The sequence below is a fragment of the Algoriphagus algorifonticola genome (genome assembly GCF_007655305.1).
Classification (GTDB): domain Bacteria; phylum Bacteroidota; class Bacteroidia; order Cytophagales; family Cyclobacteriaceae; genus Algoriphagus; species Algoriphagus algorifonticola.
In genome coordinates this window covers 27,192-53,838 of record NZ_VLOG01000060.1, presented here as the reverse complement: position 1 = coordinate 53,838, position 26,647 = coordinate 27,192, and the positions used below count along the sequence as shown (strand labels likewise).

Annotated in this window: 23 protein-coding genes; 15 read left to right on the top strand and 8 right to left on the bottom strand. The window is 38.6% G+C overall.

Annotation, left to right across the window (positions count from 1 at the left end; translation table 11 throughout):
- The first annotated feature begins 726 nt into the window (after positions 1 to 726).
- The 4 genes from FL972_RS16830 to FL972_RS16815 all read left to right on the top strand — a co-directional run bounded on the left by FL972_RS16830 (position 727) and on the right by FL972_RS16815 (position 3,401).
- Positions 727 to 1,413 (top strand): hypothetical protein, encoded by a 687-nt coding sequence (locus tag FL972_RS16830; RefSeq protein ID WP_144607134.1) that lies wholly within the window; start codon positions 727 to 729, stop codon positions 1,411 to 1,413.
- A gap of 73 nt (positions 1,414 to 1,486) precedes the next feature.
- Complete coding sequence (locus tag FL972_RS16825; protein WP_144607132.1) at positions 1,487 to 1,990, top strand: QcrA and Rieske domain-containing protein; 504 nt, start codon at positions 1,487 to 1,489, stop codon at positions 1,988 to 1,990.
- The gene (locus FL972_RS16820; RefSeq protein ID WP_144607130.1) at positions 1,990 to 2,532 is read left to right on the top strand and encodes a YceI family protein; all 543 of its coding nucleotides are present in this window, start codon (positions 1,990 to 1,992) and stop codon (positions 2,530 to 2,532) included. The genes FL972_RS16825 and FL972_RS16820 overlap by 1 nt, the downstream gene beginning before the upstream one ends.
- On the top strand, positions 2,529 to 3,401 hold the full coding sequence (locus FL972_RS16815) for a DUF5777 family beta-barrel protein (RefSeq protein ID WP_250161378.1): 873 nt from the start codon (positions 2,529 to 2,531) through the stop codon (positions 3,399 to 3,401). Before FL972_RS16820 ends, FL972_RS16815 begins: the two co-directional genes overlap by 4 nt.
- Here the strand turns inward: FL972_RS16815 and FL972_RS16810 are convergent.
- Positions 3,398 to 4,969: a hypothetical protein gene (locus tag FL972_RS16810; protein ID WP_144607128.1), complete on the bottom strand. Its 1,572-nt coding sequence runs from the start codon at positions 4,967 to 4,969 to the stop codon at positions 3,398 to 3,400. The genes FL972_RS16815 and FL972_RS16810 overlap by 4 nt on opposite strands.
- 670 nt (positions 4,970 to 5,639) lie before the next feature.
- On the opposite strand from FL972_RS16810, the gene FL972_RS16805 reads away from it, so the two are divergent.
- The gene (locus FL972_RS16805; RefSeq protein WP_144607126.1) at positions 5,640 to 6,551 is read left to right on the top strand and encodes a helix-turn-helix transcriptional regulator; all 912 of its coding nucleotides are present in this window, start codon (positions 5,640 to 5,642) and stop codon (positions 6,549 to 6,551) included.
- A 34-nt stretch (positions 6,552 to 6,585) separates the two neighbouring features.
- Here the strand turns inward: FL972_RS16805 and FL972_RS16800 are convergent, their stop codons facing one another.
- From FL972_RS16800 to FL972_RS16780, 5 genes are all read right to left on the bottom strand, one after another.
- A complete protein-coding gene (locus FL972_RS16800) occupies positions 6,586 to 8,682 on the bottom strand; it encodes a M28 family metallopeptidase (RefSeq protein ID WP_144607124.1) in 2,097 nt (698 codons plus the stop codon).
- A 1-nt stretch (position 8,683) separates the two neighbouring features.
- Positions 8,684 to 9,853: a C40 family peptidase gene (locus FL972_RS16795; RefSeq protein ID WP_144607122.1), complete on the bottom strand. Its 1,170-nt coding sequence runs from the start codon at positions 9,851 to 9,853 to the stop codon at positions 8,684 to 8,686.
- 81 nt (positions 9,854 to 9,934) lie between these two features.
- Complete coding sequence (locus FL972_RS16790) at positions 9,935 to 11,236, bottom strand: amidohydrolase family protein (protein ID WP_144607120.1); 1,302 nt, start codon at positions 11,234 to 11,236, stop codon at positions 9,935 to 9,937.
- A gap of 21 nt (positions 11,237 to 11,257) precedes the next feature.
- A complete protein-coding gene (locus FL972_RS16785) occupies positions 11,258 to 12,643 on the bottom strand; it encodes an amidohydrolase (protein ID WP_144607118.1) in 1,386 nt (461 codons plus the stop codon).
- Positions 12,640 to 14,343 carry an amidohydrolase family protein gene (locus FL972_RS16780; RefSeq protein WP_250161377.1) on the bottom strand — a complete coding sequence of 568 codons (1,704 nt, stop codon included), beginning with the start codon at positions 14,341 to 14,343 and terminating at the stop codon, positions 12,640 to 12,642. The genes FL972_RS16785 and FL972_RS16780 overlap by 4 nt, the downstream gene beginning before the upstream one ends.
- A gap of 228 nt (positions 14,344 to 14,571) precedes the next feature.
- Here FL972_RS16780 and FL972_RS16775 point away from each other — a divergent pair, with 228 nt between their 5' ends.
- Genes FL972_RS16775 through FL972_RS16755 form a run of 5 tightly spaced genes read left to right on the top strand, consistent with a single transcriptional unit; the run spans position 14,572 to position 20,373 of the window.
- Positions 14,572 to 14,931, top strand: coding sequence for a response regulator transcription factor (locus tag FL972_RS16775; protein ID WP_144607116.1), 360 nt, complete (start codon positions 14,572 to 14,574; stop codon positions 14,929 to 14,931).
- A 4-nt stretch (positions 14,932 to 14,935) separates the two neighbouring features.
- Positions 14,936 to 16,504 carry a hypothetical protein gene (locus FL972_RS16770; RefSeq protein WP_144607114.1) on the top strand — a complete coding sequence of 523 codons (1,569 nt, stop codon included), beginning with the start codon at positions 14,936 to 14,938 and terminating at the stop codon, positions 16,502 to 16,504.
- Positions 16,497 to 17,963 carry a glycosyltransferase family 2 protein gene (locus FL972_RS16765; protein WP_144607112.1) on the top strand — a complete coding sequence of 489 codons (1,467 nt, stop codon included), beginning with the start codon at positions 16,497 to 16,499 and terminating at the stop codon, positions 17,961 to 17,963. The genes FL972_RS16770 and FL972_RS16765 overlap by 8 nt, the downstream gene beginning before the upstream one ends.
- Complete coding sequence (locus FL972_RS16760) at positions 17,960 to 19,189, top strand: YaiO family outer membrane beta-barrel protein (protein ID WP_144607110.1); 1,230 nt, start codon at positions 17,960 to 17,962, stop codon at positions 19,187 to 19,189. Before FL972_RS16765 ends, FL972_RS16760 begins: the two co-directional genes overlap by 4 nt.
- A 2-nt stretch (positions 19,190 to 19,191) precedes the next feature.
- Positions 19,192 to 20,373 (top strand): hypothetical protein, encoded by a 1,182-nt coding sequence (locus FL972_RS16755; RefSeq protein ID WP_144607108.1) that lies wholly within the window; start codon positions 19,192 to 19,194, stop codon positions 20,371 to 20,373.
- Here FL972_RS16755 and FL972_RS16750 read toward each other — a convergent pair.
- A complete protein-coding gene (locus FL972_RS16750; protein WP_144607106.1) occupies positions 20,370 to 22,388 on the bottom strand; it encodes an LTA synthase family protein in 2,019 nt (672 codons plus the stop codon). The two genes, FL972_RS16755 and FL972_RS16750, sit on opposite strands and share 4 nt — an antisense overlap.
- Before the next feature lie 79 nt (positions 22,389 to 22,467).
- On the opposite strand from FL972_RS16750, the gene FL972_RS16745 reads away from it, so the two are divergent.
- The 5 genes from FL972_RS16745 (at position 22,468) to FL972_RS19475 (ending at position 26,098) form a co-directional block, all read left to right on the top strand.
- Positions 22,468 to 23,010 (top strand): class I SAM-dependent methyltransferase, encoded by a 543-nt coding sequence (locus FL972_RS16745; RefSeq protein WP_144607104.1) that lies wholly within the window; start codon positions 22,468 to 22,470, stop codon positions 23,008 to 23,010.
- Between the two features lie 71 nt (positions 23,011 to 23,081).
- Positions 23,082 to 23,336: a DUF3253 domain-containing protein gene (locus tag FL972_RS16740; RefSeq protein ID WP_144607102.1), complete on the top strand. Its 255-nt coding sequence runs from the start codon at positions 23,082 to 23,084 to the stop codon at positions 23,334 to 23,336.
- Positions 23,337 to 23,351: 15 nt separating this feature from the next.
- Complete coding sequence (msrA, locus tag FL972_RS16735; protein WP_144607100.1) at positions 23,352 to 23,933, top strand: peptide-methionine (S)-S-oxide reductase MsrA; 582 nt, start codon at positions 23,352 to 23,354, stop codon at positions 23,931 to 23,933.
- 89 nt (positions 23,934 to 24,022) lie between these two features.
- Complete coding sequence (locus tag FL972_RS16730; RefSeq protein ID WP_144607098.1) at positions 24,023 to 25,690, top strand: DUF6909 family protein; 1,668 nt, start codon at positions 24,023 to 24,025, stop codon at positions 25,688 to 25,690.
- 63 nt (positions 25,691 to 25,753) lie between these two features.
- A complete protein-coding gene (locus FL972_RS19475) occupies positions 25,754 to 26,098 on the top strand; it encodes a hypothetical protein (protein ID WP_186300140.1) in 345 nt (114 codons plus the stop codon).
- A gap of 3 nt (positions 26,099 to 26,101) precedes the next feature.
- On the opposite strand, the gene FL972_RS16725 is transcribed toward FL972_RS19475, so the two are convergent.
- Positions 26,102 to 26,560, bottom strand: coding sequence for a DUF4440 domain-containing protein (locus tag FL972_RS16725; RefSeq protein ID WP_144607096.1), 459 nt, complete (start codon positions 26,558 to 26,560; stop codon positions 26,102 to 26,104).
- Positions 26,561 to 26,647: the final 87 nt, after the last annotated feature.

The following is a 26,647-nucleotide window of genomic DNA, read 5'->3' as shown; positions in this document are numbered from 1 at the left end:
TAGACTCTCCTCCGTCGAGCCAGATATGCCTTCGGCGAGATACGGACCAATTCCCCCTTTGGAATTCTGTATTGATTAGGGAAGGCAAGTATAATAAAAGGGGGCAGGGGGGATTTTGGTAGAAACACAGTAGAAATAAATAGAAATATGCCTGCGGCGAAAAAAGGAGTAATTGTGTAATTGGTTAATTGAGTAATTGAAGATCGGGGTTTATGTGTATGGATATCAATAATTTTTCAGTTCAATCGTTCATGGTTCAAAGTTCATTTAGCTCTAGCTCAAATTTTAGGATTGTTTCCTTTTTGATTTTCAAATGTTAGGATTTTGAGACGAGACTAATGGAATCCTACTTTCAAAAGCTCCAATTAACTCAAAAAGATATTTATTAAGATAAAAGAAGATATTCCTTCGGCGAGATACGGACCAATTCCCCCTTTGGACCTTTTTACAAATTTTGGAGGAGTGAGTAATATTAAAGGGGGCTAGGGGGATTTTGGAAGAAACACAGTAGAAATAAATATAAATATGCCTGCGGCGAAATACTATTCAACAGATATGCTTCGCAAGATAGACTCTCCTCCGTCGAGCCAGGTATGCCTTCGGCGAGATAAACAATAAATCGTACTTGTATCAACAGCTCCAAAGGAGCGTAATTTATTAGCCCTGCCTGCAACTCGGGGTATAAATGGAAACGAGAAACTCCCCAGCGCTGGCCCGAGATCTCGCTTGGATGCAGAGAGGGAAATCCTACCCAAATCCCGTAGGGATTTTAGCTCGGTAGCAAATTGGTATAGAATTCATCACCATGCCGTAGGTATGGAAGGCCTTCCTATTAAAAATTATCATTCCAATCTAAATTTTAGGCCTACTCTAAAAAATCCACCCAAATTCTATTATCTTCAAGCTATGGACTTGGGAAATATCCTTTACATTTTGGCCGTTTTGGCTTATTTCATTTACACTGCTACGCGGAAAAAGAAATCTGAGGAAGGTGTAGACCCTGCTGATACTCCAACCAATCAACCAGAGCAAGGAACTAGTTTCGAGGACCTACTCCGTGAAATCCGGGATCAACAGAAAAAGCCAAGAACACAGGAAGCTCCCAAGCCCATCAAAAAAGAACCTGCCCCTGTTCAAATGCCGGAGACAGTAGAGGAGTTGCCTTGGAAGACCAAATACAAGTCCTTGGAGGAGCAGGATGATGAAATTCAGTATTACGAAGGTGCTTTCAATAAAACTCAATCGGATCTTAGCAAGACTTCGAAAGGTGTTCCAGAAATCCCATCAGTAGTAGATAGAGATGAATCCAGAAGATCCATCAGGTCTAATCCTTATGCCAGGCTTCTGAAAAATTCCTCTTCCATGAAAGATGCTATTGTTCTTAAAGAGATTCTTGATAGAAAGCACTTTTAATCTTTTCTCAAACATTTTTAATCCACAATTGCTTTTTATCTCGTTAGTAAATATGTAACGATATAGAAAGGAAATGGAAAAATTTGAAACAAAATCTGGAAACCTGAGCTCTTCACGAAGAGAGTTTTTGGAGAAATCAGGATCAATAGCTGTAATGTCCCTATTTGGGCTTGGTTTTTTTACCGCATGCTCGAGTTCGGACGACATGGATCCTCAGCAACCACCACAAACCCCACCTCCGACTTCCGGTGGTTCTAATGGGATTACTGTCTCGGGAAATACTGTAAGAATAGATTTAGATGTTCAGACTGGATTGAAAACCAGCGGAGCATGGCTTTTAGTGGTAGACGCCCAAACCTTAGTGGTCAATGTCAATGGATCCTACAACGCATTAACTTCTGTTTGTACGCATACTGGTTGTGATAGAAACTGGACTTTCGGAAGTAATAAATTTGTTTGTTCATGCCATGGATCTGAGTTTGATACCAACGGAAATGTATTAAAAGGACCTGCAAATCAGCCATTGAGATCTTTCTCAACAAGCTTGAACAACAATATTTTAACCATTACTAAGTAATGAGAAAACTGATCATTGCATATTTATTTTTATTACCTTCTCTAAGTTTCAGTCAGAGTTTTCAAACTGAGAGTGGAGAGGCGATATTCCTTTCCAAAGCCCCACTGAATGAATTTACCGGTGAGTCTGATAAGCTTAAAGGTTTGATTGATTTGGAGAAAAATCTGGTGGATTTTTATTTGGACTTAAATACTTTAAAAACAGGAATAGGCCTTCGTGATAGGCATATGAGAGAGAATTATTTGGAAACCGAAAAATTCCCTTTTGCTGAGTTTACAGGGAAAATGAAATCTATTCCAACCTTAAATCCAGGCGTAAGCTATCCTGTGGCGGTAGTCGGTAAGTTCAAAATCCATGGGATAGAAAGAAACGTGGAAATTACCGGGAATCTTCAGAAGACATCCAGTGGGAATTTAGAGTTAAAAGCCAAATTCGATATCCTTCTGGGAGATTACGAGATTCCACTCCCTAAATTGGTTTTTTATGAACTGGCAGAGAAGCAAGAAGTTAGCATAAACGCCACTCTCAAACCCAAAAAATGATGAAAAAAATTGCATTTATTGCCTTTTTAATGATTTCCTTTTCTTCTTTCGCACAGTTGGAGCGAAAACTTGAAAATGAAAATCAACCGGTTGATCTAATTTTTCATGCTCCCCGCCACATCAATATATTAACTGTGGAGCCATTGGATAAAAAATCCATGCACTTTGCGATTATGCACACCTTTGGCACATTGAACGGTGGGATTGAGAACCTGTTTGGTTTAGATAATGGAGCAAATATTCAATTTAGTTTCGAGTTTGCTTTGACCGACAAATTATCAGCAGGTATTTCCCGTAGCAGTAGAGACAAGGTTTATAATCTGTATGGACGTTATTTGCTTCTTGAGCAAACTCAAAATGACAAAATGCCTTTCAGTTTAAGTTTGGCTGGTGGAGCAGGTGTCAATACTTCCCGTTATGATTTCCTTCCTGAGCCTGCGCCTAATTTCTCTGAGCGTAGCAGTTATTTCGGACAGGTAATGTTGGCTAGAAAGTTTTCTGAAAAAATATCACTACAGCTTACACCGATGATGGCTTATTTTGTAGATCCGAGATCTGTTTATCAGATTGAAGGAGATCAGAATTTTTATCTTGCCCTTGGCTTGAGCGGAAAATTCAAGGTGACAGACCGATCTTCTTTAACTCTGCAATACATCCCAAATCTTAATTCAGATTTAAGAAGTAATGTAGGTATAGGCTGGGATGTGGAAGCAGGCGGACACGTATTCCAAATGTATTTTGTGACCTCTCAGGCTTTAAATGAGCAATATTTATTAGCAGGTGGAAATGGCGTACCGGGAGAGGAGTTTCGATTAGGATTTAATGTGAACCGAATTTTTGCGATCGGCCAAAAGAAAAGAAAGTATTAATCCTTTCTTGTATAGGTTCTGGTTTCAATAAGTCCCTCGGTTTTGCTTGATTCCAAGGAATAGTTGATTGGTATGGCATTTTCAAAATTACTCACATCCACCTCCTCTTTAGGATAGGCATGTTGGTAATATTGATAGAGAAAAAGTCTGATTTTTTCGGGCTTTAAAGCGATGATAGAGTCAGCTTTTTCAATCGGAATCAACTTTTCCATTTCTTCCAAATTTCCTTCCAATAGTATTTTTTTACTGAAATCCAGAAAATTATTAATTAGGATGGGAGAATCTGTATTCTCTTCAGTTTCAGTATCCAGTTGATATAATAGGTCTTGGTATTGCTTGATTTGATGCTGATAATAAAAGGAATAAATGGCTGGGAAAAGTAATAATATTGCCATGCCAATCAGACGAAAATTTTTATACTGAACCCAAATGCAAATTCCGAGTGCCAATTGGAAAATTGCCATTTTCCAATCCCAAGTTATTGCGGAATAAGTCAAGCCTAATAAGAGTAAATTAGCCAGCAATTGCTTCCATTTGAAGGAGTTGATCCAAGTATCCCAACCTTTTGCGATAAAAAAGGAAAGAAAGGGTATCAGAATAATCAGATGTCTAGGATTGAGGTAAATTGGATTATAAAACTCTAAAGTGGAGCTCATAAACCAAAAACCAAACATCAGACAAATGAAAGCGAGGGTAAATTCGGGATGACTTTTTTCTTTCCATAACTTCCAAAATCCCGGAATCGCAAAAACTATCCATGGCCAATATGCCCGCTCAATGAATGTTAGAAAAGGAGAATATGTGATCCTTTTGATTATGCTGGATATTCCCTTGTCGGCATAGGTGAATTCTGACACATAATGGCCTGCATTGATCGAGGTAACTCGGTAGAAAGGATCTTCAAATTTTGCCCAGAAATACCCTAGATAGAGCAGGCTAGCTGTGATTCCGCAGGCTAGAAATGTGATGTAAAATGACTTTGGAAAGGGTTTTGAATTATAGTCAAAAACAAATAATAAGATAGGGAAAGGAGCTAAAAAAACGATAGTTTCCTTAGTAATAAAGCCCATGAACAAAGCGAAAATCATGGATATTCCAGAAATAAATGGTTTCTCAAACCGTAAACTTGCAGCTACTACAAAGAGTGTGCACCAAAGAACCAAAAGGCTATCCGGGTAGATTTTGGTTAGGAAATGCAAGAAATATACGTGTGTTAAAAACCATAAAGTCAGAATTAGTCTTTCCTTTTTTGAGGTAAAAAATTGTAATAACAAATAATAAGTAGCCCAGTAGCTTAAGAAAGAAATCAATGAGATCCAATGTATATCCCAGTCAAATAAAAGGCTGAAAAAACCAGCAGGTACATAAGCTCCCCAACGGCTGGAAAAGTGATAAGAGCCCACTTCCATGGTTCCATTCCAAAATTCTTTTCCTGCAAGAATGTAATAGACATCATCACTGAATGTGATTCCATCGTAGCCAAAGAGCCAGAATAGAAAAAGCATAATACTTCCAATAGAACTGATTTGCCATTTGGAAGGATATACATTGGCTAAAAAAGATTTCATGATAGAGTCAAAATTAGGAAAAATATGTACTTGAAAGGTAGGCTATTATTTTTTGATTTTGTTTTGAAGAAAAAATTAGTGGAAATACGTATCAATTCCCCCTTTGGAAAAGTAAATTCAATTTAGGACGCAATCTTCGTAAAAGGGGGCTAGGGGGATTTTAGTAGAAACACATTTGAAATATATAGAAATACTCCTTCGGCGAAATAAATAGAAAAGCCCGATTAGATCAGAAGATATTCTTCAAGATATTATCGAGATATGCCTTCTGCGAGATATTTATCCCGTAGGGATTTAAGCTCGGTAGAATAAGGATTTAATGAGCACTCTCCATACCGTAGGTATGGAAGAATGTAGAAATAAATAAAAATACGCCTACAGCGAAATATTACGAAAGCTTCGACTGAATGATAAAGATACTTTTTAAGATAAAAGAAGATATGCCTGCGGCAAGGTAAACCATAAATAGAACCTATATCAAAAGCTCTGAAGAAGCGAAATGTAATAGCTCAGTAGTAATGTAAATTATGTACAGTCTTTCATCCCGTGGACATAGTACCTTTCTCTCTAATCACCTTAAACACCCCTAATCTATTCTTTGACAAATGGTGTCATAAATCCAAAATTATCCAAGGAATACTCTAATTTTGATAACCTAATTTTGGAATCAATGGCTCAAGCAGGAAAAGTAGAACAGCAAAAAATTCTTCGTGTATTCAAATTAATCAATCTTTTACAGGGAAATATAGGAAAGCCTGTGCACAGATTGGCTGAACTTTTGGAAACAGACGAGAGAACCATTTACCGCTACTTCAAATTATTGGAGGCTTTGGGATTTGAGGTCATCAAAGAGTTTAGCAAATACAAACTCAAAGAACCGGCAGGTCAGGATGCAACCTTACATTACGGGAGTTTCTCTCCCGAAGAGAGCCAATGGCTTAAAAGCCTAATTGAGTCACAAGGCAAAAAAAACCTCTTGAAAGACTCTGTGCTTCAAAAGCTTCAGTTAAAGTCTGAGCTGAAACAGGGAACGGCAGAACTGTTCAAAGCCAATTTAGGTCGTTTGGTTGATGAAATCGGGAAGGCAATTCAAGACAGAAAGCAGATTTGGCTGAGAGAATATTATTCATTGAGTTCCGATACCACTAGTGACAGATTAGTGGAGCCTGTTGCATTTTCGAGTAATTATGAATCTATTCATGCGTTGGAAGTAGAGAGCAAAGCCATGAAAATTTTTAAAATTGAGCGGATAGGAGAAGTGCTCATCACAAACGATTCATGGAAGTTCAGCAACAAACATGAATTGCCGGAGGAATCCTTATTTGGCTTTACTGGGAAAAAGCAATTCAAGGTTAGACTTAAAATGAGTAAAAAAGCTTATCAACTCATGATGGAGGAGCACCCGAATGCACGGCCTTTTATGAGTATCAGGAATAGAAATCAATACTATTTTGAAGGGGAAGTGCCACAACTCCCCGGAATAGCGAGATTCATTTTAGGGCTGCCAGGTGAGATCAAAGTCGAAGTAGGAGAGGAGCTGAAAACTTATTTACAGGAACAATTGGAAAAAGCAGTGTATTAAAAATCCCGGCCATTTTTTTGGCCGGGATTTAATTTTACAGACTTGCTGAGATTCGATCGATTTTTTCTGCCAAGTTCAAAATAGCAGCAGCATATCTTTCATCCCATTCTTCTAATTTTTCAGTTCGATCAATCGCCACTTCATATTGAATTCCGGGAAGTATCCACGAAGCATAGCCTGAGAAAGGATCGTTGCAAACATAGAGAGATTTGTACCAATCCCCGTAATACATTCCCTGAGGGTCTATCCAGCTTTTTTCCAAGCCAATTAATTGCTGATTGATATTTTTAATTTTTGAAGGAGACAAATTCCCTTTTTCCATAGCGGCATTTAATTTCTCCTGATATGCTGAAGAGCTACTTTCCAACTTATTCAGTGCCGTATTGACTAAATCAAATTCCTTGAAGTCTGGAGCTATTCCCTGAACGTTTTTTACAGCCTGCGCAAAATGTCCTTTTAAATCCTGAGCATATCGAGGAACATCGTAAGGAATTATTTCTCCATTAGCCATCCTCAAAGCTACCAAGCCAAATAGTTGAGCAACAGCTCCACCCATTTTGAAGGAAGGATCTACAAACTTGCTGTAGTAGTGAAAATTATCATAGTTTGAATGATAAGCACTTATACCTCCTGCACCGCCACTTAAGCTAGGTACACCCACATGCATGTAAAATGCGATATGATCTGAACCTCCTCCTAAATTTCCAATTCCGGGTTCCTTTTTATCACCTGCCCAAACTTGAAAAACTGTTTTTGCGGAATCAGGATACATCACCTCTTTTGATGCATCGATAATTAATTTTTTGAGGGTTGGGGCAGCTGAAGCTCCAAAGTTTCTTCCTGAAACTCCTCCATCAAAATTCATATAAGTTACAGCCTTTGCACCCAATTCATCTCTAAAATGCTCCACCCATTCTGTAGATCCAATCACGCCTTGTTCCTCTGCGTCCCAATGTCCTATCATAATGGATCGTGCTGGTCTTTCTCCATTTTTTACTAGCTCTCCTAAAGCTTCTGCCAAGGTAAGCAGCATGGCTGTACCTGAGTTTGGGTCTGTGGCTCCAAAGCTCCAAGCATCAAAATGAGAACCCAGGATAATCCATTCATCCGGATATTTTTCTCCTTCAAAGGTTCCAATCACATTGTTCGCACGGATGAAATTAGTAGGCTGATCTACCATCACACGGACCTTCAGGTCAGAACCACCTTCAATTTTATAATCAAAAGGCAAACCACCTTGCCATTCTTTAGGAACTGCCTGACCCTTCATTCTAGAAAGGATTTCCTTTGCTGCACCATATCCAATAGGAGTGACTGGAATTTTATGCAAAGCGACGTCTTTAGGGTCCAGGCGATCTATTTTTACTGGTCCATCCAAAGGCAATGCGGGTTCATAAGGAGTCAATGGATCTCCTGTCCAATCCAATGTTAGCATAGAGCCTCTTTGAATAGTGGTTTCATTATAATATGGTCCATCAGGATACACATCGCCTTTGGTAAATCCATTGTCCTTAGGATCAGTGTAAACCACCAAACCAATAGCCCCTGCTTGCTCTGCGAACTTGGCTTTGTATCCTCTAAAATTCCCTCCGTACCTAGCTATGGTGACTTTTCCAGTCAGGTCAATGCCCATTTCTTTCAGTTTCTGAAAATCTTCACGGGTGCCATAATTGACATAAACCACCTCTGCAGTCACATCACCGCTTCCCGAAAAGGCATTGAAGCCTAAATGTAATCTTGGATCTGCGGAAAAAGGGTCTTCTTCGAGAACAGCTTCTTGCTGCGAAAGCTTCATCTGAACAGGGGATACTATCTCTAAATGAGATTCCCCCGGGTCATTAGGAAGATATACATCATAGGGATAAAGCTTCACGCTCATACCCGCATCCTCCATAATTTTAGACATGTATTGCTGCACGAGTTCGTTTTCAGGGGTACCCGCGATATGTGGGTTTTTTGTTAATTCCTGAAGATGAACTTTGAAACGATCATAATTGACCGATTTCAGATATGCAGCTTCAACAGATTTTTGCTTGGCTTGACTTTTTGTAAAGAAGCCATCTTGAGCCTGAAGCGAGATGCTGACGCTCAAAGCTCCGAAGAGAAGTAAGCTTGTTTTCTTTAAATTCATATTACTTGCTGGTCAATAATTCTGAAACAGAGATTACTCCGTCTGATTGTTGGTTAATAATTCTTTTTGTTCTCAAGTATCGATTGAGTTCGTATTCGTCATAATTTGGGCTATTTGGATCAAAACTGGAGATTCTCACTCTTCCTCTAGAATGAATAAATTCATTATTTCCAATCCACATTCCCACATGTACTACGCGTTCTTTCTTTTCCTCAGTAGCTTTTTCACCAAAAAACAAAAGGTCTCCCACTTCCAAATTATCCCAATTCTTATCTGTATCCACTTCTAAACCTTCGTTTACCTGCTGTGAGGCATCTCTTGGTATTACCTTTCCATTGAGGTAAAAAATGGTTTTGGTAAAGCCGCTACAATCCACTCCTTTAATGGAAGTTCCTCCCCACAAATAGGGAATTCCCATCATAGACTTTGCAGTGCTGACCAGATTTTTTGGGCTGGTTTCTCTAGACGCTATCCATTGTTCCCATGGCATTACTTCTGAAGCTTGAACCCAACCGTTTCGCCCGTCTGGGAGTTGAACTTCCAGCCATTTGGATTGCACTTCTTTGACTGCCAAAATATTTCCGGCTACCAAATCAGAAACCATCATTGATTGAGACTGATCTTGCCAAATATGGCCAGATAATGGGGTAAAAACTACCTTGGATTGAATAAACCAATTTGCCAATTCATCTTCAGACATCAATTGTATTCCAGCCTGATCCACCCAGGATAAATAGCCGTCAGGTGTTTGCACCAAATACCAAGAGTCATCCTTTTTCAAAACTCGTACAGGTGTGCCCAAAAGTGCTTGAGTAGCCAATTCTGCAGAGTGCTTGGGCTGACTTCGGATGTTGGCAACCGAGATGGTAACCAATGCCCGGGTCTTATCTCCAAGTTCTGTCGAGGGTAGACGTGTTACTTCATCTTTTATTTCAATTCCTGCTGATTCCCAGGTTTCTAAAATTTGCTCCAGAGCTTCAATCTGATCTGTTTCCCCTCTTAATGTTCCATTTTCAAATTGAAGATCCCAGATCGCCACTCTTTTATCAGGAGCGACTTCTTTGCGCATTTCTTCAATTTGATTGAGAACTTGGTCTTTTTGATTGGAAGTATTACAGGCTTGGAATCCAATGATTAGTAAAAAAGAGACTAAAATATTTACCTTCTTCATAGGGTTAGATTTGTAAAAGAAAACCACAAGCTATCCTTTGAGACAAGGATTCACTTGTGGTTTAAAAATAAAGGTTCCTGATTAGTTTTTCTTCAATGCAGGAGATCTTTCCAAAAACTCTTGATACAATCTGATATGTCTGTTGCTCAAAGGAATTCTATAACCATTGATAAAAACATGCATGATCTGAGCTCTTGTTTCAAATGGATCTTCAGTGGATACAATTAGGTTGGCAACTTTTCCAACTTCCACAGAACCCAATTGATCCGCCAAACCGAATATCTCAGCAGGATTGATAGTCACCGCTTTCCATGCTTCTTCCTTACCCAAACCATAAGCTGCTGCAAAAGCAGCGTGGAAAGGTAGGTTTCTTACATTTTCAGAATCATTGGTTCTCAAAGCCACTTTTACTCCTGCTTTAGCCATTTTACCTGCATTGGCATAAGCTGCATCATATCTATCAGACTGACGGGTAGGCAGGTCCTGAACAGGTCCTGTCAAAACTGGGATCCCAGCTTTGGCAATTTCATCTGCAACTCTCCATCCTTCATCTACACCAGAAAAAATCACTTTCGCATTTTTATCAGCTACCCACTTGATGGCATTTTGAATATCTGCTGCTGCATTTACTTCAATCATCAAGGGAAGCTCACCGGCAACAACTTTTGCCAATTGAGCGATTTCAGGATAGTACTCCAGAGTAGCACCCTTGGAAGTCAGTTCATGGTAATTCTTAGCTTTTTCCCACAACTCATTTGCTTCTTTTTGAGCTTTCTCATTGTCTTTTTTGATATCCTCGTCTGATCTGCGATCAAATCTTCCTCTTCTGGCAGAGCTAGGGAAGTTCATTACCACAGCCTTAAAACCAGCATACATTTGATCAGGAGTATAACCTACTAAATTGATCAAAGCTGCAGTTCCTGGAAACAAGCCACCTTGCGGAATTGACATGACGGTAGTCACTCCAGAAACCCGAGTAACAGGTACAGCTTCAGAGTTTGGATTCACTGCTGTCAATGCTTGCATGTTAGGGGTGAAATTTCCTATCTCCTGATAGTCCACAGTTTCAGCCACAGAGTTGACTTCCACCAACCCAAGAGTGGTACCACTATCGATCATACCGGGGTAGATCACCATTCCACTACAATCAATTACTTCTGCATCGCCAGCCTGAATCGAGCTGCCGATTTGAGCAATTTTTCCATTTTCTATTAAAACTGAGGTATTGGAAAGAACACCCTTAGTAATCGTATGAACCGTTGCATTTTGCAACAAGAATTTGCCTGAACGAGGCTTAACGAATTCCCCATCAATCTGAGCCTGAGCCATCAAAGGCGTCAAGGCTATCAGGAAGGCGAAAAAGGTTTTATATATACTTTGCATAAATCTTTCTTTTCAGGGTGATTAATGATTGTGTAAGGAGAAAAGTGCATTGGCAGTTTCGAACAAATACTCAGTATCCTGCATACATCTATGGTTTTCCTCAGTCAGCATAATAGGCTCAACCATTTCTGTTGCACTAACCTGCTGTCTTTGATCATCCTTATCTTCTTTGATATCGAAGTATTTCACTCCATCTACAAAGGTCATTTGAGGTATAGCATAAGAGGAGAGAGGGTGACCTTCAAAGATCACAATATCTGCCTGCTTGCCTACTTCCAATGAACCCACCTTGTCATCTATTCCCAATTGTTTGGCCGGATTGATAGTGATCATAGCCAAGGCCTCATCATCTGTCATACCACCATATCTTTGAGTTTTTGCAGCCTCATGATACAGGTGTCTGATCAATTCAGCAGAATCGGAATTGATTGAGGTGATAGCTCCATTTTTCTGAAGAATTGCAGCATTGAATGCTGTAGAATAATACACCTCAAATTTGTAAGCCCACCAATCCGCAAAGACTGAAGCACCCATGGTGTATTCTGCAATTTCAGGAGCTACTTTAAAGCCTTCGTTGGTATGTTGGAATACTAGTTTTTTGATCCCAAAATCCCTTGCCACATTGATAAGCATATAAATTTCATCTGCACGGTAAGAGTGACAGTGGATGATAATTTTGCCATCCAAAATATCTACCAAGGTTTGAAGGCGCTCATCAAACTCAGGAGCGACCATGGAATTTCCTTTTTGAGATTTTGCGGCATTGTAATCAGCCCACCTTTTTTTGTATTGCAAAGCTTCACTGAATCCATTTCTCAGGATGGCTTCCACACCCATTCTACTTCTAGGCTGAATACCATTACCTCTTCCATGCACTCGGGTGGGGTTTTCTCCCAATGCAAATTTGATAGTCCTAGGAGCATCCTGCATGATGATATCAGCAGGATTCGAAGAACCCCACCTATGCTTTAAAGTGGCATTTTGTCCACCTACTACGTTAGCAGATCCGTGCATAGCATGAGAAACTGTCACGCCACCTGCCAATGCTCTGTAGATTCCTATTTCATAAGGATTGACCACATCTTTCATTCTGACTTCTGCCACGATTGGGGCAGTAGCCTCATTGACCACATCCAATGCCACGTGAGAATGCGCATCGATGATGCCAGGCATCACATATTTTCCACTTGCATCAATGGTTTGAACTCCACTTGGAGCACTAATATTTTGGCCTATTCTTCGGATGATACCATCCTGAACCAAAACGTCTGTATTTTCCAAAGTTCCTTTTGTCACGGTGATTACCGTGGCATTCTTGATTAGAATGCTGCCTTTGGGCGTTTGAGCAATCGCGAACTGCATACTCAGCCCTACCAAAGCAGCAAGAATATAGCTTAATTTTTTCATGGCTTTTTGTTAGCGATTAAGGTTGGATTGAGAGTAGCTGAAATCGGGAAAGAACCAAAGTCTGTAATATTCATAGATCCATCCATTGAATTACCGGAAACATCTCCAGACACACTCACAGTGAGATTCATTCCTCCGGCATTCACATCAAATGAAAAGCTTAGAGTTGAGCCGCTCAATGAAATATCCTTTAATGGAGAAGTAGCTTGGCCTGAGCCAGAAGGATCTTGATAAGTGATAGTTCCAGAATAAGAACTTCCCTCTTTACTTATGACAAATTTGCCACCTGATGATCCAGCTGGAGTTTGAGAATTGTAATCCCAAGTACCTACAATAGAAACAGAGCCATTGCCGTTTCCATTAGCTCCATTCTTCTTTTTCTCTTTAATTTCGTAGTCAAAGATATTTCCATCAACCACTACATGTTTGATTTGGCTCTCTTCCTGAAAAATTGGACCGGTGCTAATCACCAAATTCGCCATTTTTCCAGTTTCAATAGAACCAGCAAATCGTGATACACCCAAAATCGAAGCTGGGTTTGTTGTGAGAGCAGCTAATGCGGCTTTCTCACTTAAACCTGCTTCAATCATGGTTCTTAGAGATTTCATCAAATCATTGGTCTTAGCACCTGATGTGGTGAAAGCAAAGGCTACACCTGCTTTCTCCAACTTAGCTGCTTGAGCAATTGCTTTATCATAGGCCTCTTTAACTCGCGCATATTGAGCTTTCACACTTTCATTTGCATCATCTTTTTGAGCTTTGATGGCTTTGTCATCAGGCACGCTCAACTGGATTAACACTCTGGTACCGCTAGACTTGATCAGGTCAATGACATTATCATATTCCTTTAATCCTGAAAGGATTAACTGAAAGCCTAATTCCTTTTGGAGACTTAGGGCTCTTCTTACTTCCAGGTCATTCTCAACATTAAAAATCACTGGGATTTTTCCATCTACTACATCCATCATTCCCATGTAAGTAGGAGTCAATTCCGGACGGGAAATACCAGTATTAGAAGCGAATGTTGCTTGCCTTTCTTTGGTCAGCTGGGTGTTTTTATACACATCTCTGAACTTAGCCATCACGCCTAATGTGGTGCCAGGATACATACCTCTTGCTCCGTTAAGACTTGCATTCAACGCAACATTTTCCTTAACCAAGTTGGTAGAATTTTTCTCTCCTAAAACCACTAGTGCTGTTTTGCCGGAAAGCATTCCTCCGTCAGGGATAATCTGAGTGAGCGTGAAGCCCATTTTTCTCAAGTCATCCACTTGGCTTAAACTGACATCAAACTGGTCTATGGCTGATTTCCAAGGGGTGATACCTGCGATTTCATCAGGCGGGTTAGAAGAAACAAAGTTGTCAGGTCTTTTCGGAGGCTCTTGCTTATTAATACCTGCATTGCTAGCTCCATCGATGAATCCAGGATAAATAAATAAGGAATCACCAGCTATAATTTTAGCTTCAGCAGGAAGGGTCAAATTATTACCGACACCTTTAATAACTCCGTCTTTGATCAAAACTGTCGCTTTGCTGCCTTCACTGGAAGGGTTGGCAAAGACTGTTGCATTGGTTATAGCATAAGTTGAGGTGATTGGTTTTTTACCAGTTGGATCACTTTGGCCAAATACAGTTTGTAAACCAAAGAGTCCTCCCATCATTATACTCATAACACTTGCCTTCAAAAGTGTTTTTCTCATATTGATTTGGTTGATTAATTTTATTAAGCAAGCTAACAAAAGCTTATAGGGAATCCATCGAGATTTATTTTTAGAAGAATTATTTTTGATCAGTGGCGATCTTTAGCACTTAAAATGCGAATTTGCCTCTGTAATCTGCAAAGTGAAAAAATCCAATTTCTTTGAATGGTCTATCATTGTGTGTTATTTCGTATAAGCTGTTATATTTAAGTGATAGATTGCCCAACTATGAAAAAAATCCTAATTATTGAGGATGACTTATTAATATCAAGTTTAGTACAGTTCAGACTGAAAAAGGATGGATACGAAACTATTTTGGTGAAAGATGGAAATGAAGGAATTCATGCTATTGATACCATCGACCCCGATTTAATAATTACTGACGTGATGATGCCTTTTCGAAGTGGAATAGAAATTATTCATCATGCAAAAAAAACTAAGCCGGAGATTCCTATTATTGTGTTGAGCTCCTTGGGCGAAGAGGAAGAGGTTGTGCTGGAGGCATTTAACTTAGGTGTGGCAGATTTTATACCTAAGCCATTTAATCCTAATGAATTAGCGATTCGAGTCCGAAGAGTTTTAACCTAAATCTATGAAGAGAAAACTTTTACTATTCATCTTCTTTTTAGCAACACTTTCTCTTTCATTCGGTCAAGAGGGATTACTTCCTTTTCGGGATTCCGCGGCTTTAATTCAGGAATTGAAGCTTCAAGAGGAAATTCCTTCATTCAGTTATAAGTTTTTTATTCCAAAGGTTAGTAAAAACTCAAAAATTCCAGGTGATTCCACTTTCTTATGGGTTGAAACTGATACTGCTTTTATTTCAAAAGCATTTAAAAATGGTACTTTGATAGATTCCCTTTACGAGCCATTAAAAGGAGATTCCGCCAGTATCTTATTTTTTGTTTATGAGGAAAAAACGAATATAAATGGCCTTCGGAGTTATTTAGAGACTATGTATGCCACTGGTGATTTTGTGTTGGCTGAGGACAAAGAACAGCCCGAAAATGATATTTTGCTTGTAGCCTCTTCCAATAATTACCAACCTTTGGACGCCTATAAAAACCGGCTACTGGGGGACTTTAAATTATTGGCTGTAACCTTAATAATTCTATTTTTCATATTTTCTGCGGCAAGTATGATTATTTTTATGCTAATATTTAAAACCCAAAGGAATCAACGGGAAGAGAATATTAAGAATTATGAGCAGGAAATTATCGGTCCATTGACTAACCTGCTATTTGAAAAAGATTTGGAAGAAATCAGCCAAATGAGTAATGAGGAGATATCAGATATTTTTCCAAAATCACTTTTTAAAAAGCGCTTATTTAAGCAAGTACTGATAGAAAGAATTATTGGTCTCAATAAAAAAATGAAAGGGGAATTTAAGGATAAATTGAAGACCCTTTACAAACGGTTAGGATTGGTAGAACTGACGAAAGCTAATCTGAAAGATTCACGTTGGGACAAAATATCTGCAGGTTTAGTACAGGTCAATGAGATGGATCTGGGTGAGTTGATCAACGAGGTCAAGTCCTTTACCAATTCAAAGAATTTTTATGTAAGGTCTTTGGCGGGGGCAACACTCCTCAATCTTTCTGAAAAAGTCGATTTAAGTTTTTTGAAAGACCAGGATTATCCACTTTCCGATTGGCAACAGATGAATTATCTCCGCATCATCAAGTTTGTAGGATCATCCAAATTTTTGAATATCCCTATTCTCCTAAAATCCAAAAATCAATCTGTGAGAGAATTTGCAATAAAGTTGGTGAGAATGCTGGGTAGGGTAGATTTAATTGCAGAATTACACATGATCAACGAGGCTTCTACCGATGATGAAAAAATTGAATTGATCAATACCTATGATGCTTTAGGTGCCCATATGGAAGTAGAGTTTATCAATAACTGTATGCTTTCTACCAATCCGGATTTAAAGAAAATCGCAGTGAAGGCTGCAGGGAATTTGGGTAACTCTTATTCTGAGGTTATACTGATGGATATTCTTGTTCAAACTATAGATTTTAGACTTCGCAGGGCCTGCCTTACAAGTTTGAGTAAGTTGAATACTGAAACCTTCGAAAAGTTTGTATCAACTCAACCCTTACCAGAAAATCAAGCGCTCAAAGCCCAAATTCAAGACCCACTCTTAAGCAATGTATAATTTTCTGTTTTACTTTCTCATCGAACTTGTTGGGCTCTTTTACTTGATCCTTAGTTTTTCTGTGATTGTGATTTACTTCATCATCATGATACTAAGTGCTTTGGAGATGAGGGATTATAGGAGGAAAAACAGGTTTGCCGATTATGAAGATATCATCACCTCTCCAATTGCCCCGGGAGTAAGCATACTTGCACCTGCTTATAATGAAGGCTCTAATATTGTTCAAAATGTAAAAAGTCTTTTATCCTTACATTATGGGAAATTTGAGGTAATTATTATCAATGATGGCTCCAAAGATGATACACTGACCAAACTTTTGGATGCTTTTGAATTACAAAAAGTTTCCTATGCGTACAACTCTGAGATTATCACGCAAGAAGTGAAGGGAGTCTATAAATCCCAGAATAAATCCTATAGAAGACTTACTGTCATAGACAAAGCAAACGGGGGCAAGGCAGATGCACTTAATGCAGGAATCAATATTTCGCAGATGGAAATTTTAGCTTGTATAGATGTGGATTGTATTCTGGCTAATGATTCTCTGACTCGAATGGTCCGTCCATTTATGGAAGAAACTAACCGCAAGGTAATCGCAGTTGGTGGGGCTATCGGAATTGCCAATAATTGTGATGTGCAGGATGGAACTGTTACCAAGTACAGAGTGCCTCAAAGTACCTTAGGGCAATTTCAAGTGATAGAATATTGCCGGGCTTTTTTGATGGGTAGAATGGCCTGGACAAGAATCAATGGACTCATGCTTATTTCAGGAGCATTCGGTTTTTTTAGACGTGATTTGGTATTGAAGGTTGGTGGATATTTTCCGAAAACAGTGGGTGAAGATATGGAGCTGGTGGTGAGGATGAGAAGATATATGGAGGAGAAAAAGATTCCATATAAAGTTTCATTTATCCCAGATCCACTTTGTTGGACCGAAGTACCGGAAGATGTTGAAGTTTTGGGAAGGCAGAGAAACCGTTGGATGAGGGGAACTATAGAGACCCTCCAGCTTCACAGAAAGATTGGCTTGAATCCTAAGTTTGGTATTCTGGGCACCATATCTTATCCTTTCTGGTCTGTTTTTGAAAAGATGGCACCCATCATTGAGATTTTTGGACTGATTTACACTTTGATTCTTTTAATCATCGGTGATTTTTCTGCAATATACTTCCTGGCTTTATTGTTCATGATTTATCTCTTATCTCTATTGGTATCCTCCTTTAGCATATTATATGAACAGATTTCATATAATAATTACAAGAATAAAAGTGATCTCAAGAAGCTAATTTGGATCATTTTGATAGAGCCATTATACATTCATCCCAAGGTGCTTTTGTGGGGACTGAAAGGTCATCTTGACTTTATTATCGGAAAAGGTGGATGGGGACAAATGATCCGGACTGGATTTAAAACTGCAGAAGAAAGGAAAACGATTGAAGCCCAAGCTGAAAAAAGCCTATGAAAAATCTAACATTGATCGCTCTTGTTCTGATTGGATCTTTTGGTTTCAGCCTTGCGCAGGATAATTTTGATCCGGATCAGCTTTTTTATGAAGCTAGAACTTTGATCCTCGATGGAAAATATCAGGAAGGACGATCCATAGCATTCAGGGCTTTGAGTAAATATCCTGAGTATGCAGATATTTTAATACTTGTGGGACGAAGCTATGCTTGGGAGGGGAAAAACGATTCTGCCAGTATTTATTTGGAGAGGGCCATTGTAGCATCACCGACTTATGCTGATGCCTATGTAGCCTATTTGGATAATTTATCCTGGGGTGAGCAATACCAAAAAGCAGATGAAATCTTGCAAAGGGCGAGGCAGAATTTTGAAGGACAGCTTCCTAATCCTATCAGATACCGAGAGTCCAGATTATTGTATTATCAAGAAAATTATGATGAAGCCTATACAATAGCCCAGAATCTTTTTGATCAAGGGTTCAAGCAGGAAGGTTTGTTGGGTTATATTCAAAACCTGCAGAGGTTAAGAAGAAATTCTGCTTTGGGAGTGACCTATGATTACGATACATTTCAGGGTGAAATCAGTCCTTGGCACACTTGGTCAGTTTATGGAAGGACAAGAACAAACTTGACAGGTTCATTGATAGCCAGGGTAACCCAAAGCTCTCGATTTGATGGGTTTGGAACATTGTATGAATTAGATGCATATCCCTCACTCGGCAAAAGCTCCTATGCTTATTTAAACATTGGTGGATCAAGCGCATCTTTCTTTCCTAAATTAAGAATGGGTGCATCCATTTATTTTAACTTACCTAAAGCCTGGGAAATCGATGGTGGATACCGTTATCTGGGTTTTTCGGAAGTGACCCATATTTTGACGGGTTCACTGGGGAAATATGTGGGGAGTTGGTGGTTGAACTTCAGGGTCAATGTGGTGCCCTCTGCTAATAATGGCACAAGTACCTCAGGTAATTTTCAGGCCAGGTACTATTTCAAAACCGCAGAAGATTTCTTTTCATTACAGTTGAGTACTGGAGTTTCTCCTGATGAGGAAAGCAGAGATCAATCCCAGCTATTAAACTCATACCGAGCAAGACTTGGCTATCAGCAATTAATAAGTCCTCGATTGATGATTTTTGGGTTTACTGGGTATAGTAGGGATGAATTAGCAGCAGACCGATTTAGAAATAATATTAACATTTCAGTAGGCACTGAATATAGATTCTAATTATGGGACAGGAATTAAAGCTCTTTTTTCTTCGCCTTTGGCCGTTCTTTTTGATCTTGGTTGTGGTCCCTGGTCTAAGTTTTGGAGTCTGGTGGTTAGAGTCAAAAAAGGATCTCTCAGTCTTGGTTATTGATAAAACAGTTCCTAACTCTACTTTAAGAGAGCATAAGGCACTATTTTGGGCTCTGGAATATGATAAATATGTAAAAAAAGACGGCTTCTATTACGATAGAAAGAAAGACTATTTAGGTTTTTTCCCTTCCGAGATTCAGGAAGAAATTGGAGAAGTAAAAGACTTGATTCAGCCTATCAAGCTTAATTTGGAAAAGCTTGTTCAGGATCATGAGTTGTTTTACTATGCAGATACTTATGGGGTGTATGAAAACAATTTTTTCGCAAATCAAAGCAAAAGTAATGAAAGAAGTAATAAGATATATGGTGGTCTAAATCAAGCAGATATAGATTTATTGACTCTTGCAAAGGCAAATGAAAAAAGTATTGTCGCAGAGTTTAATACCATGGCCTCGCCAACTCTGAAATCAATTCGATCCCAATTTGAACGCCTGATGGGCTTGAAATGGACAGGCTGGATAGGGAGGTATTTCGATGAACTTGATTCGGCTCAAAACTCCGATTTACCTCAGTGGTTGATCAGTAATTATAGAAAGCAAAATTCCAATCAGTGGGAATTCAGAGGCCCGGGGATGGTTTTTATTAATGAGCTTGGAAAAATTGAAATCTTTGTGGCAAATGAGGATTTTACAAATAATACCCCATTAATTAGAACCCAAAAAGTAAATAAGCACGGTTTCAGTCTTCCCGAAGTAGTACCCTATCCTGATTGGTTTGATGTAGTTTTAATTGAAAGAGATTATCAGGTAATATCTTATTTCGACATAGGGGCAACCAATCAAGGTCTAGAACGATTGAGAGAAATGGGCCTTCCAAGATTTTTTCCTGCTGCTGTTTTTAAACCTAATGGTAAAGGAGAAATTTATTATATGTCCGGTGATTTCTCAGATATACAGGGTGATTTAGGCGCTGCTAGATTTAAAGGGCTGCCATTTTTCTATAGAGGGCTTTATGTAGCTTCTGATTACAGAGATAGACAGAGTTTTTTCTGGAATTACTATCTTCCACTGACTAGGCAAATTTTAAAAAGAACCCACCAAAAACAGAATTAATTGCTAGCCAAATTAGGCGGAGGCAAGAGTTTTCTGGTTTGGATCATGTAATTGTTTTTGTTCTTGAAATCCTCAAACTCCCCAATCATTTGTGTTAAATCATCTGGTGAATTGATTGGGTCAATATTTAACTGATCCGAAACTTTAAACAATTGACCATCAGAGAGAAACAATTCACCATGGATATACTCCATCAACTGATTTTTGTTTCTCATCAAAGGCATAGCAATTCGGGATTGAAAATTCCTTGTAGTATCCAACACCTGCCCCTGCCAAGTAACTTGCTCAGGTAATTGTATTCCTACTTGAGCTTCCAAAAAGGCTAAAATACTTGGAGTGATTTCATAATGACTAGTCACTCCTTTGAAGTAATCTGTTCGCTCCAAAAGTGGAGAGTAAATAATCAAAGGTACGTGAAATCTATCCAGTCTTGAGGACATAGGAATTTCAGGCAGACGATGATCACCCGTGATTATAAATATCGTATTGGAAAACTCAGGTCTTTTTTTGTATTCATTGATAAACTCTTTTACAGCATCATCTGCGTATAAAACAGTCATGTATATATCCTCATAAGCCAAATAAGAGTCAAATTCCGAAGGATTCAGATTAAGATAATCTCTTAGGTGGGTTCTGAGCTTCTCACTATAGAATGGCCTTTCCGGAACAATATAGGGGTCATGAGAGGTTTGGGTTTGAAATATTCTGACTTGAGGTTGGGTCACCGTTTCGGGTAATTTTTCCAGCCCATTTCTAAAGAGTTCTTTGTCAGCATAGCCCCAGGAAAAATTCCCGGAAGAAGGAGCTCTTGGATATTTAGGATCAAATAATTTTTCATCTACAAACTGAACAGGCTGCTGATAATCGATAAAATCTCCAACATGGTCAAAGTTTTTATCTGCTCCAATAAAGTATCTGATTTCATATCCATTATCCCTCAGTACACTGAGAAGAGTTTCATGATAAGGAAATTCATCATACAATTCCAAAAAACCCTTTGCTCCGAACGGTAAACCACCAAATACTCCCGGTTGCAGCCCAAAAGTACGACCTGTAGAAGAAAGAGCATTCAACCAAACCAAACTATGCTGCTCAAGAGAATCTAAAAAAGGCGTAAAACTACCTAAATATGCATCTCTTCCTGAATAGGCTTTTCCAAAACTCTCCAGGAATATAAACACCAAATCAGGAGCTTGATCCAAGGAATCAAAATAGGGACTTAATACATCCGGATATTCAGCTTTGTGCAAAAAAGGATAGGAGTCACTGGTAAATTCTTTTTTTACAATCAAATCATCTTTTCCCGATCTTAAATAAAAATCAAAGTAATACTCTCCACCATACATCCAATAATCGAATGATGACTCTGCCAGAAACTGACTTTTATTGAGTTTAATGTTTTGCTCCACTTCGGTAGACGAAGCCTCTTCAGCCAAATCAAATGTGATAAAGGAAAATACTCCAATGCCTAAAATTGCAGAGAAAATAGTATAGGTTTGAAGTGAAAAATGGAAAAATCTTGTTCCAAAGTGAAATAGCGCTAAAAGCAGTGAAAAAATCACTATTCCCCCAAACACTGAAATTAAATTCAATTGTCCTGATGCCTGAACGGTAAGAATTAAGTCATTCCAGTTATAGGCAAAAAGGTCCTTACCAAGAGGTAGTAAAGTCTTAATGAAGTAAAAGATCAATGCTACCTGAACAATTACGACAATGGTCAAGGCAATTTGTAAGAGGACTTTGGCCAAAGTCCTGGATAGTAGTGAAAATAAAACATATAGAGTGAAAAAAATCCCTAGAAGATAAAGACTCCAAGCTATATCCGATAAAAAACTACCGCTAATAACATCAGTTGGAGTTAGATTTAAGACATGATTTTGAAAAACTAAATAAAGCTCCAAAGCTCTTAGGATTATCATTATAATAATGAAAATCAAGGCCATACCCCAGAAATTTTTGAGAGTTTGACGCAGTCTATAGGGTAATGTGGATCTTATGGATGCCTTTTGAGACATAACAAAAACTATAATAATTTAGGATGACGGGGAAAATATAGGGTAAAATCGGGTATCTTCAAGGTCTCAAATCACTAATATGAGTAAATCGAATCTTCTTATAGAGTTATATTCTAATTTAAGCACCACCGGTGCACTTACATTTAGTTCTAAAGCTTTGGTAAACAAAATGATTTCCCAAGCGGATCTATCTGAGTCCAAATTAATTGTCGAAATGGGAGGCGGGGATGGAAGTATCACCCAAGGAATTTTCAATCGCATGCGTCCTGATGCTGAGCTTTTGGTATTCGAAATCAACCCTTCCTTTTGCGAAGCTATGAAAAAACAGTTTCCCCAGAAAAATATCAGGATTATTAATGATTCTGCCGGAAACTTAGATAAATATTTGGATGGTCGAAAAGTCGACTTTATCTTTTCATCCTTGCCTTTTTCATTCCTATCCAAGGAAGTGACAGATGAAATTTTAAGTCAGTCTAAAAATGCATTGGCCAATGGAGGAGCGTTTATTCAGATTTGCTATTCCTATTTATTAAAAAAATTGTTCCAAAAGTATTTCGGAAAGGTGCAAGCCAGTTTTACTATCAAAAACCTCCCCCCAGCATTTGTGATGGTCTGCCAATAGTGACAAACTACCTTTAATTTTAGGTTAAAGTAGTTTGCCTATTCGATTTTACTAATTCTCCGATCTTTTTCATGGATATTTTAAAAGAAGCCATTTTGGAAATGAGTAGACTTCGGGCAGAAAAAAGTTTTTGTCCATCAGAAGTGGTACGTGTGATGTACCCAGAATCCTGGAGGCATTTTCTTACAGAAGTCAGAGAAAAAGCCTGGGAAATGTATTTGGATGGTGAGATTCATCTTAGCCAAAATGGAAAAAGCTTGAATAAAGAAGAAAAACCCATTGGTCCAATAAGAATTTCGAAACCAATTTCAGAAGGAGGTTGTTGACCTGTAAACTTTAATATGATGAACGAACTTCAACTTCCGAAAACCACAGTTTCCATACCGGATGGCCTTTCCTTGATTACTCTTGGAGCAGGATGTTTCTGGTGTACGGAAGCAGTCTTTCAGAGACTGGAAGGAGTGGAGCAAGTGGTTTCCGGGTATTCGGGGGGATTCGTGGAAAATCCAACTTATAGAGAAATCTGTTCCGCAACTACAGGGCATGCCGAGGTAATTCAGGTTTATTTTGATCCAAAAAAAATCAGTTTGGAGCTGATATTAGAAGTTTTTTGGGCAACCCATGATCCAACCACATTGAATAGGCAGGGTGCCGATGTAGGTCCTCAATATCGTTCCGCTATATTCTTCCATGATGAGGAGCAAGGAAGAATTGCGTCAGACTTGAAAGCTAAACTTAACCAAGAGCAAGTTTTTGATAATCCTATTGTGACAGAGGTAACAGCTTTTACAAATTTTTATAAGGCCGAAAATTACCATCAGGATTATTACAACCAAAATGGTTATCAGCCTTATTGTCAGTTTGTTGTCAAACCTAAAGTAGACAAATTGAAAAAATTCTTTTCGGATCATTTAAAGAGCTAATCACTTTTTTAAAGGGTCAGATTTTAAAAACTATTCAGATTTCAGCTCAGAAAAGCGTATTTTTGCTGAATTTAACCTAAAGAAAACGAATGAAGAGAACCAGAGCACAGGAATCCAGAGCAGCTATTGAGCGACTTTATATCACCATGAGACATCTTTTTACCAGAGGTAGCTATAAGCCAATGGGAGTTTCTGGTGAAAGTTTGGTACAATCACTTATGGTTTTGAGTCCAGAAATTTATGGAACAATTACAAATCCTGAAAAAGTAGAACTAGACGGACTCCTTTATGTGATGGAAAGACTTCCTCGGGGAATTGAAGAATGTCGACTAGTTAGATTGATCAGTAGAGAAGGTTTAGAAACATCTCATCTAAGTCCAATAGTACCTCCCAAAAGAAAGAGAAACTGCTACCGACTGGATGAACAAGTGATGTATGTGGAGATGACGAGAGGCCGCTCTGATATTTACGATATTCTAACTCACTTGACCTTTTTATATATAGAATCCAATAAGATTTATAATAACAGTACTGATCCAAAGGGAAAAATTTCCTTAAACTGGACCATGCTGGAAGATGTGGTAAAAAAAGAATCAGCAGGAGAGGATTTTGACAGAGAGGCAGCAGCAGCTTATTTAAGCCATTTGATTGGTAGAACTTTCGAAGAAACAGTTGCTGCAGTCGATAAATTTGAAAGAAGCTCAAATTCCAATAGCCTTTTCTCTATAGTTTACCATATGGGTAAATTGGCTTTGGAAGAAGCCAAGCACAATCATGATCGTGAGATATCTTTCTCAGCTACTTTGAGAGAGCGAATTGGTCATCACGTTTATGGCGAGCTTTGGGCAAATAAAATCAAAATGACCTTGGATAAACTGGACTTGCTTAAGCGTCCGATTCATGTCATTTCAGCCAATTTACATTCAGTTTTGAATACCATTTATGCCCCGCAGAAACTAGGTTCAAAGACCTATGAGGACATAGAAAAGGTGGTCATGGACATCTCTGTGAATGCAAAAGGGAATCATGGCAAGGCTATTTATGATTATGCTACTAAACATGGTTTTGTAGATATTCCGGACGAATCCGGAACCAATATTGGCGCACAAATTATTGATACTGCTCTGCTTGAAAAGGCTGAAATCATACCCGGCATTGAATTGCCTAAAGAAAAAGAAAAAAGACCCGTTTTTGTGGTGATGGATTATGCCTTTGGTGAGCAGGCTTATGAATGTTTTGATGAGCTGTTGAAGCCATACAAAAAGGGAGATAAGGAATTACCTCTCAATATCGTCTCTACCTCTATCATGGGTAAAGCAGGCATATTATATGGAGGTAAAGGAGACTTAATGATTCCTGATGCACATGTTTTCGAGGGGACTGCCGATAATTACCCTTTCAAAAACGAGTTGAAAAAGTCAGATTTTGAAGGTTTTGGACTTGGTGTTTACAGTGGAAGTATGGTCACTGTATTGGGTACATCCTTGCAGAATAAGGATATCCTAAAATACTTTATGGAATCTTCCTGGAATGCTGTTGGTCTGGAAATGGAAGGAGCACATTATCAGAAAGCTATTCAATCTGCTTCTAAAATCAGAAAAAGCATCAAGTCTAATGTAAAGGTCCTTTATGCTTATTATGCCTCTGATAATCCTTTGGAAACAGGAAGTACTTTAGCTTCTGGCGCATTGGGCATGGAAGGAGTAAGGCCCACTTACTTAATTACCTACAAGATTTTGGAAAAGCTATTTATGTGATAAGCTAAGGCTGGTTGTAGCAACCAGCCTTTTTCTTTCGTATAAATTTTTAAAGCTATCTATATGAAATCCTTATTTTTATCAGCCTTTTGTTCATTAGTCCTTTTACTGCTGTATTCTTGCGAAAATGAGGGGAATTCTGAATTACTTGTTTATTATTATGAGCAGACTAGTTGTTCAGATCCTTGGGTAAATTCGTATTATGATTCAAAAGAGCTCAAATCAGCAGTTATGAGCTATCTTTCCGATCAAGGAATAAGACCTGTTGATTTCTTGTTTTTAAGCGCAGATGGGATCCAACAAATTTGCTCTGCTTGTTCGTGTTCTACTGGAAATCGAATCTGGATCAAAGCGCCAATGAGATTTGAAGGACGTCTTTTAAAGTTAGGTTTTTTGAAAACTCCCTAGTTCTTACTCCTCCTTTTCAACTCTTGTGGAGTGCAACATATCCAGTCTCCATCCTTCGGGGCCTTTTACAGCTGTTGCACTTTCCAGCCATCTTATTTCTCTGACAACTTCACCATTCAATGAAATTGTGGCGAAATTATGATAAGCTATCCATGCTCTATTGTCTTCAATTTTGGTTTCAATAAACTCAAACCTGTTGACTCGGGTAGGAGGGTTTGGATTTTGTTTGGCCCTGTCGAAATAATTTAAAATAGTTGGGATATCCCATACTTCGCCTTGTTCCAACAGTATAAAATCACCTGTATAGTAGTCCTTTAATTTTTCAGATTGAAAGGAAGAAAAAAGATCATCAAAGGAGTTTTGAATTAAATCTTGAATCTGTTTTTCTTCATTCTGAGTTTGACTAAAAGCAGAAAGGCATATCAAACTCAGAAAAAGAGTAAAAAGAATTAATTTTTTCATAGTCAAAGAGAATTTAGTATAAAAATGCAGCTGTCTCAAAATGCACTGAGATTCTACGTAATAAATCAGGACTAATTGAGACAGCAC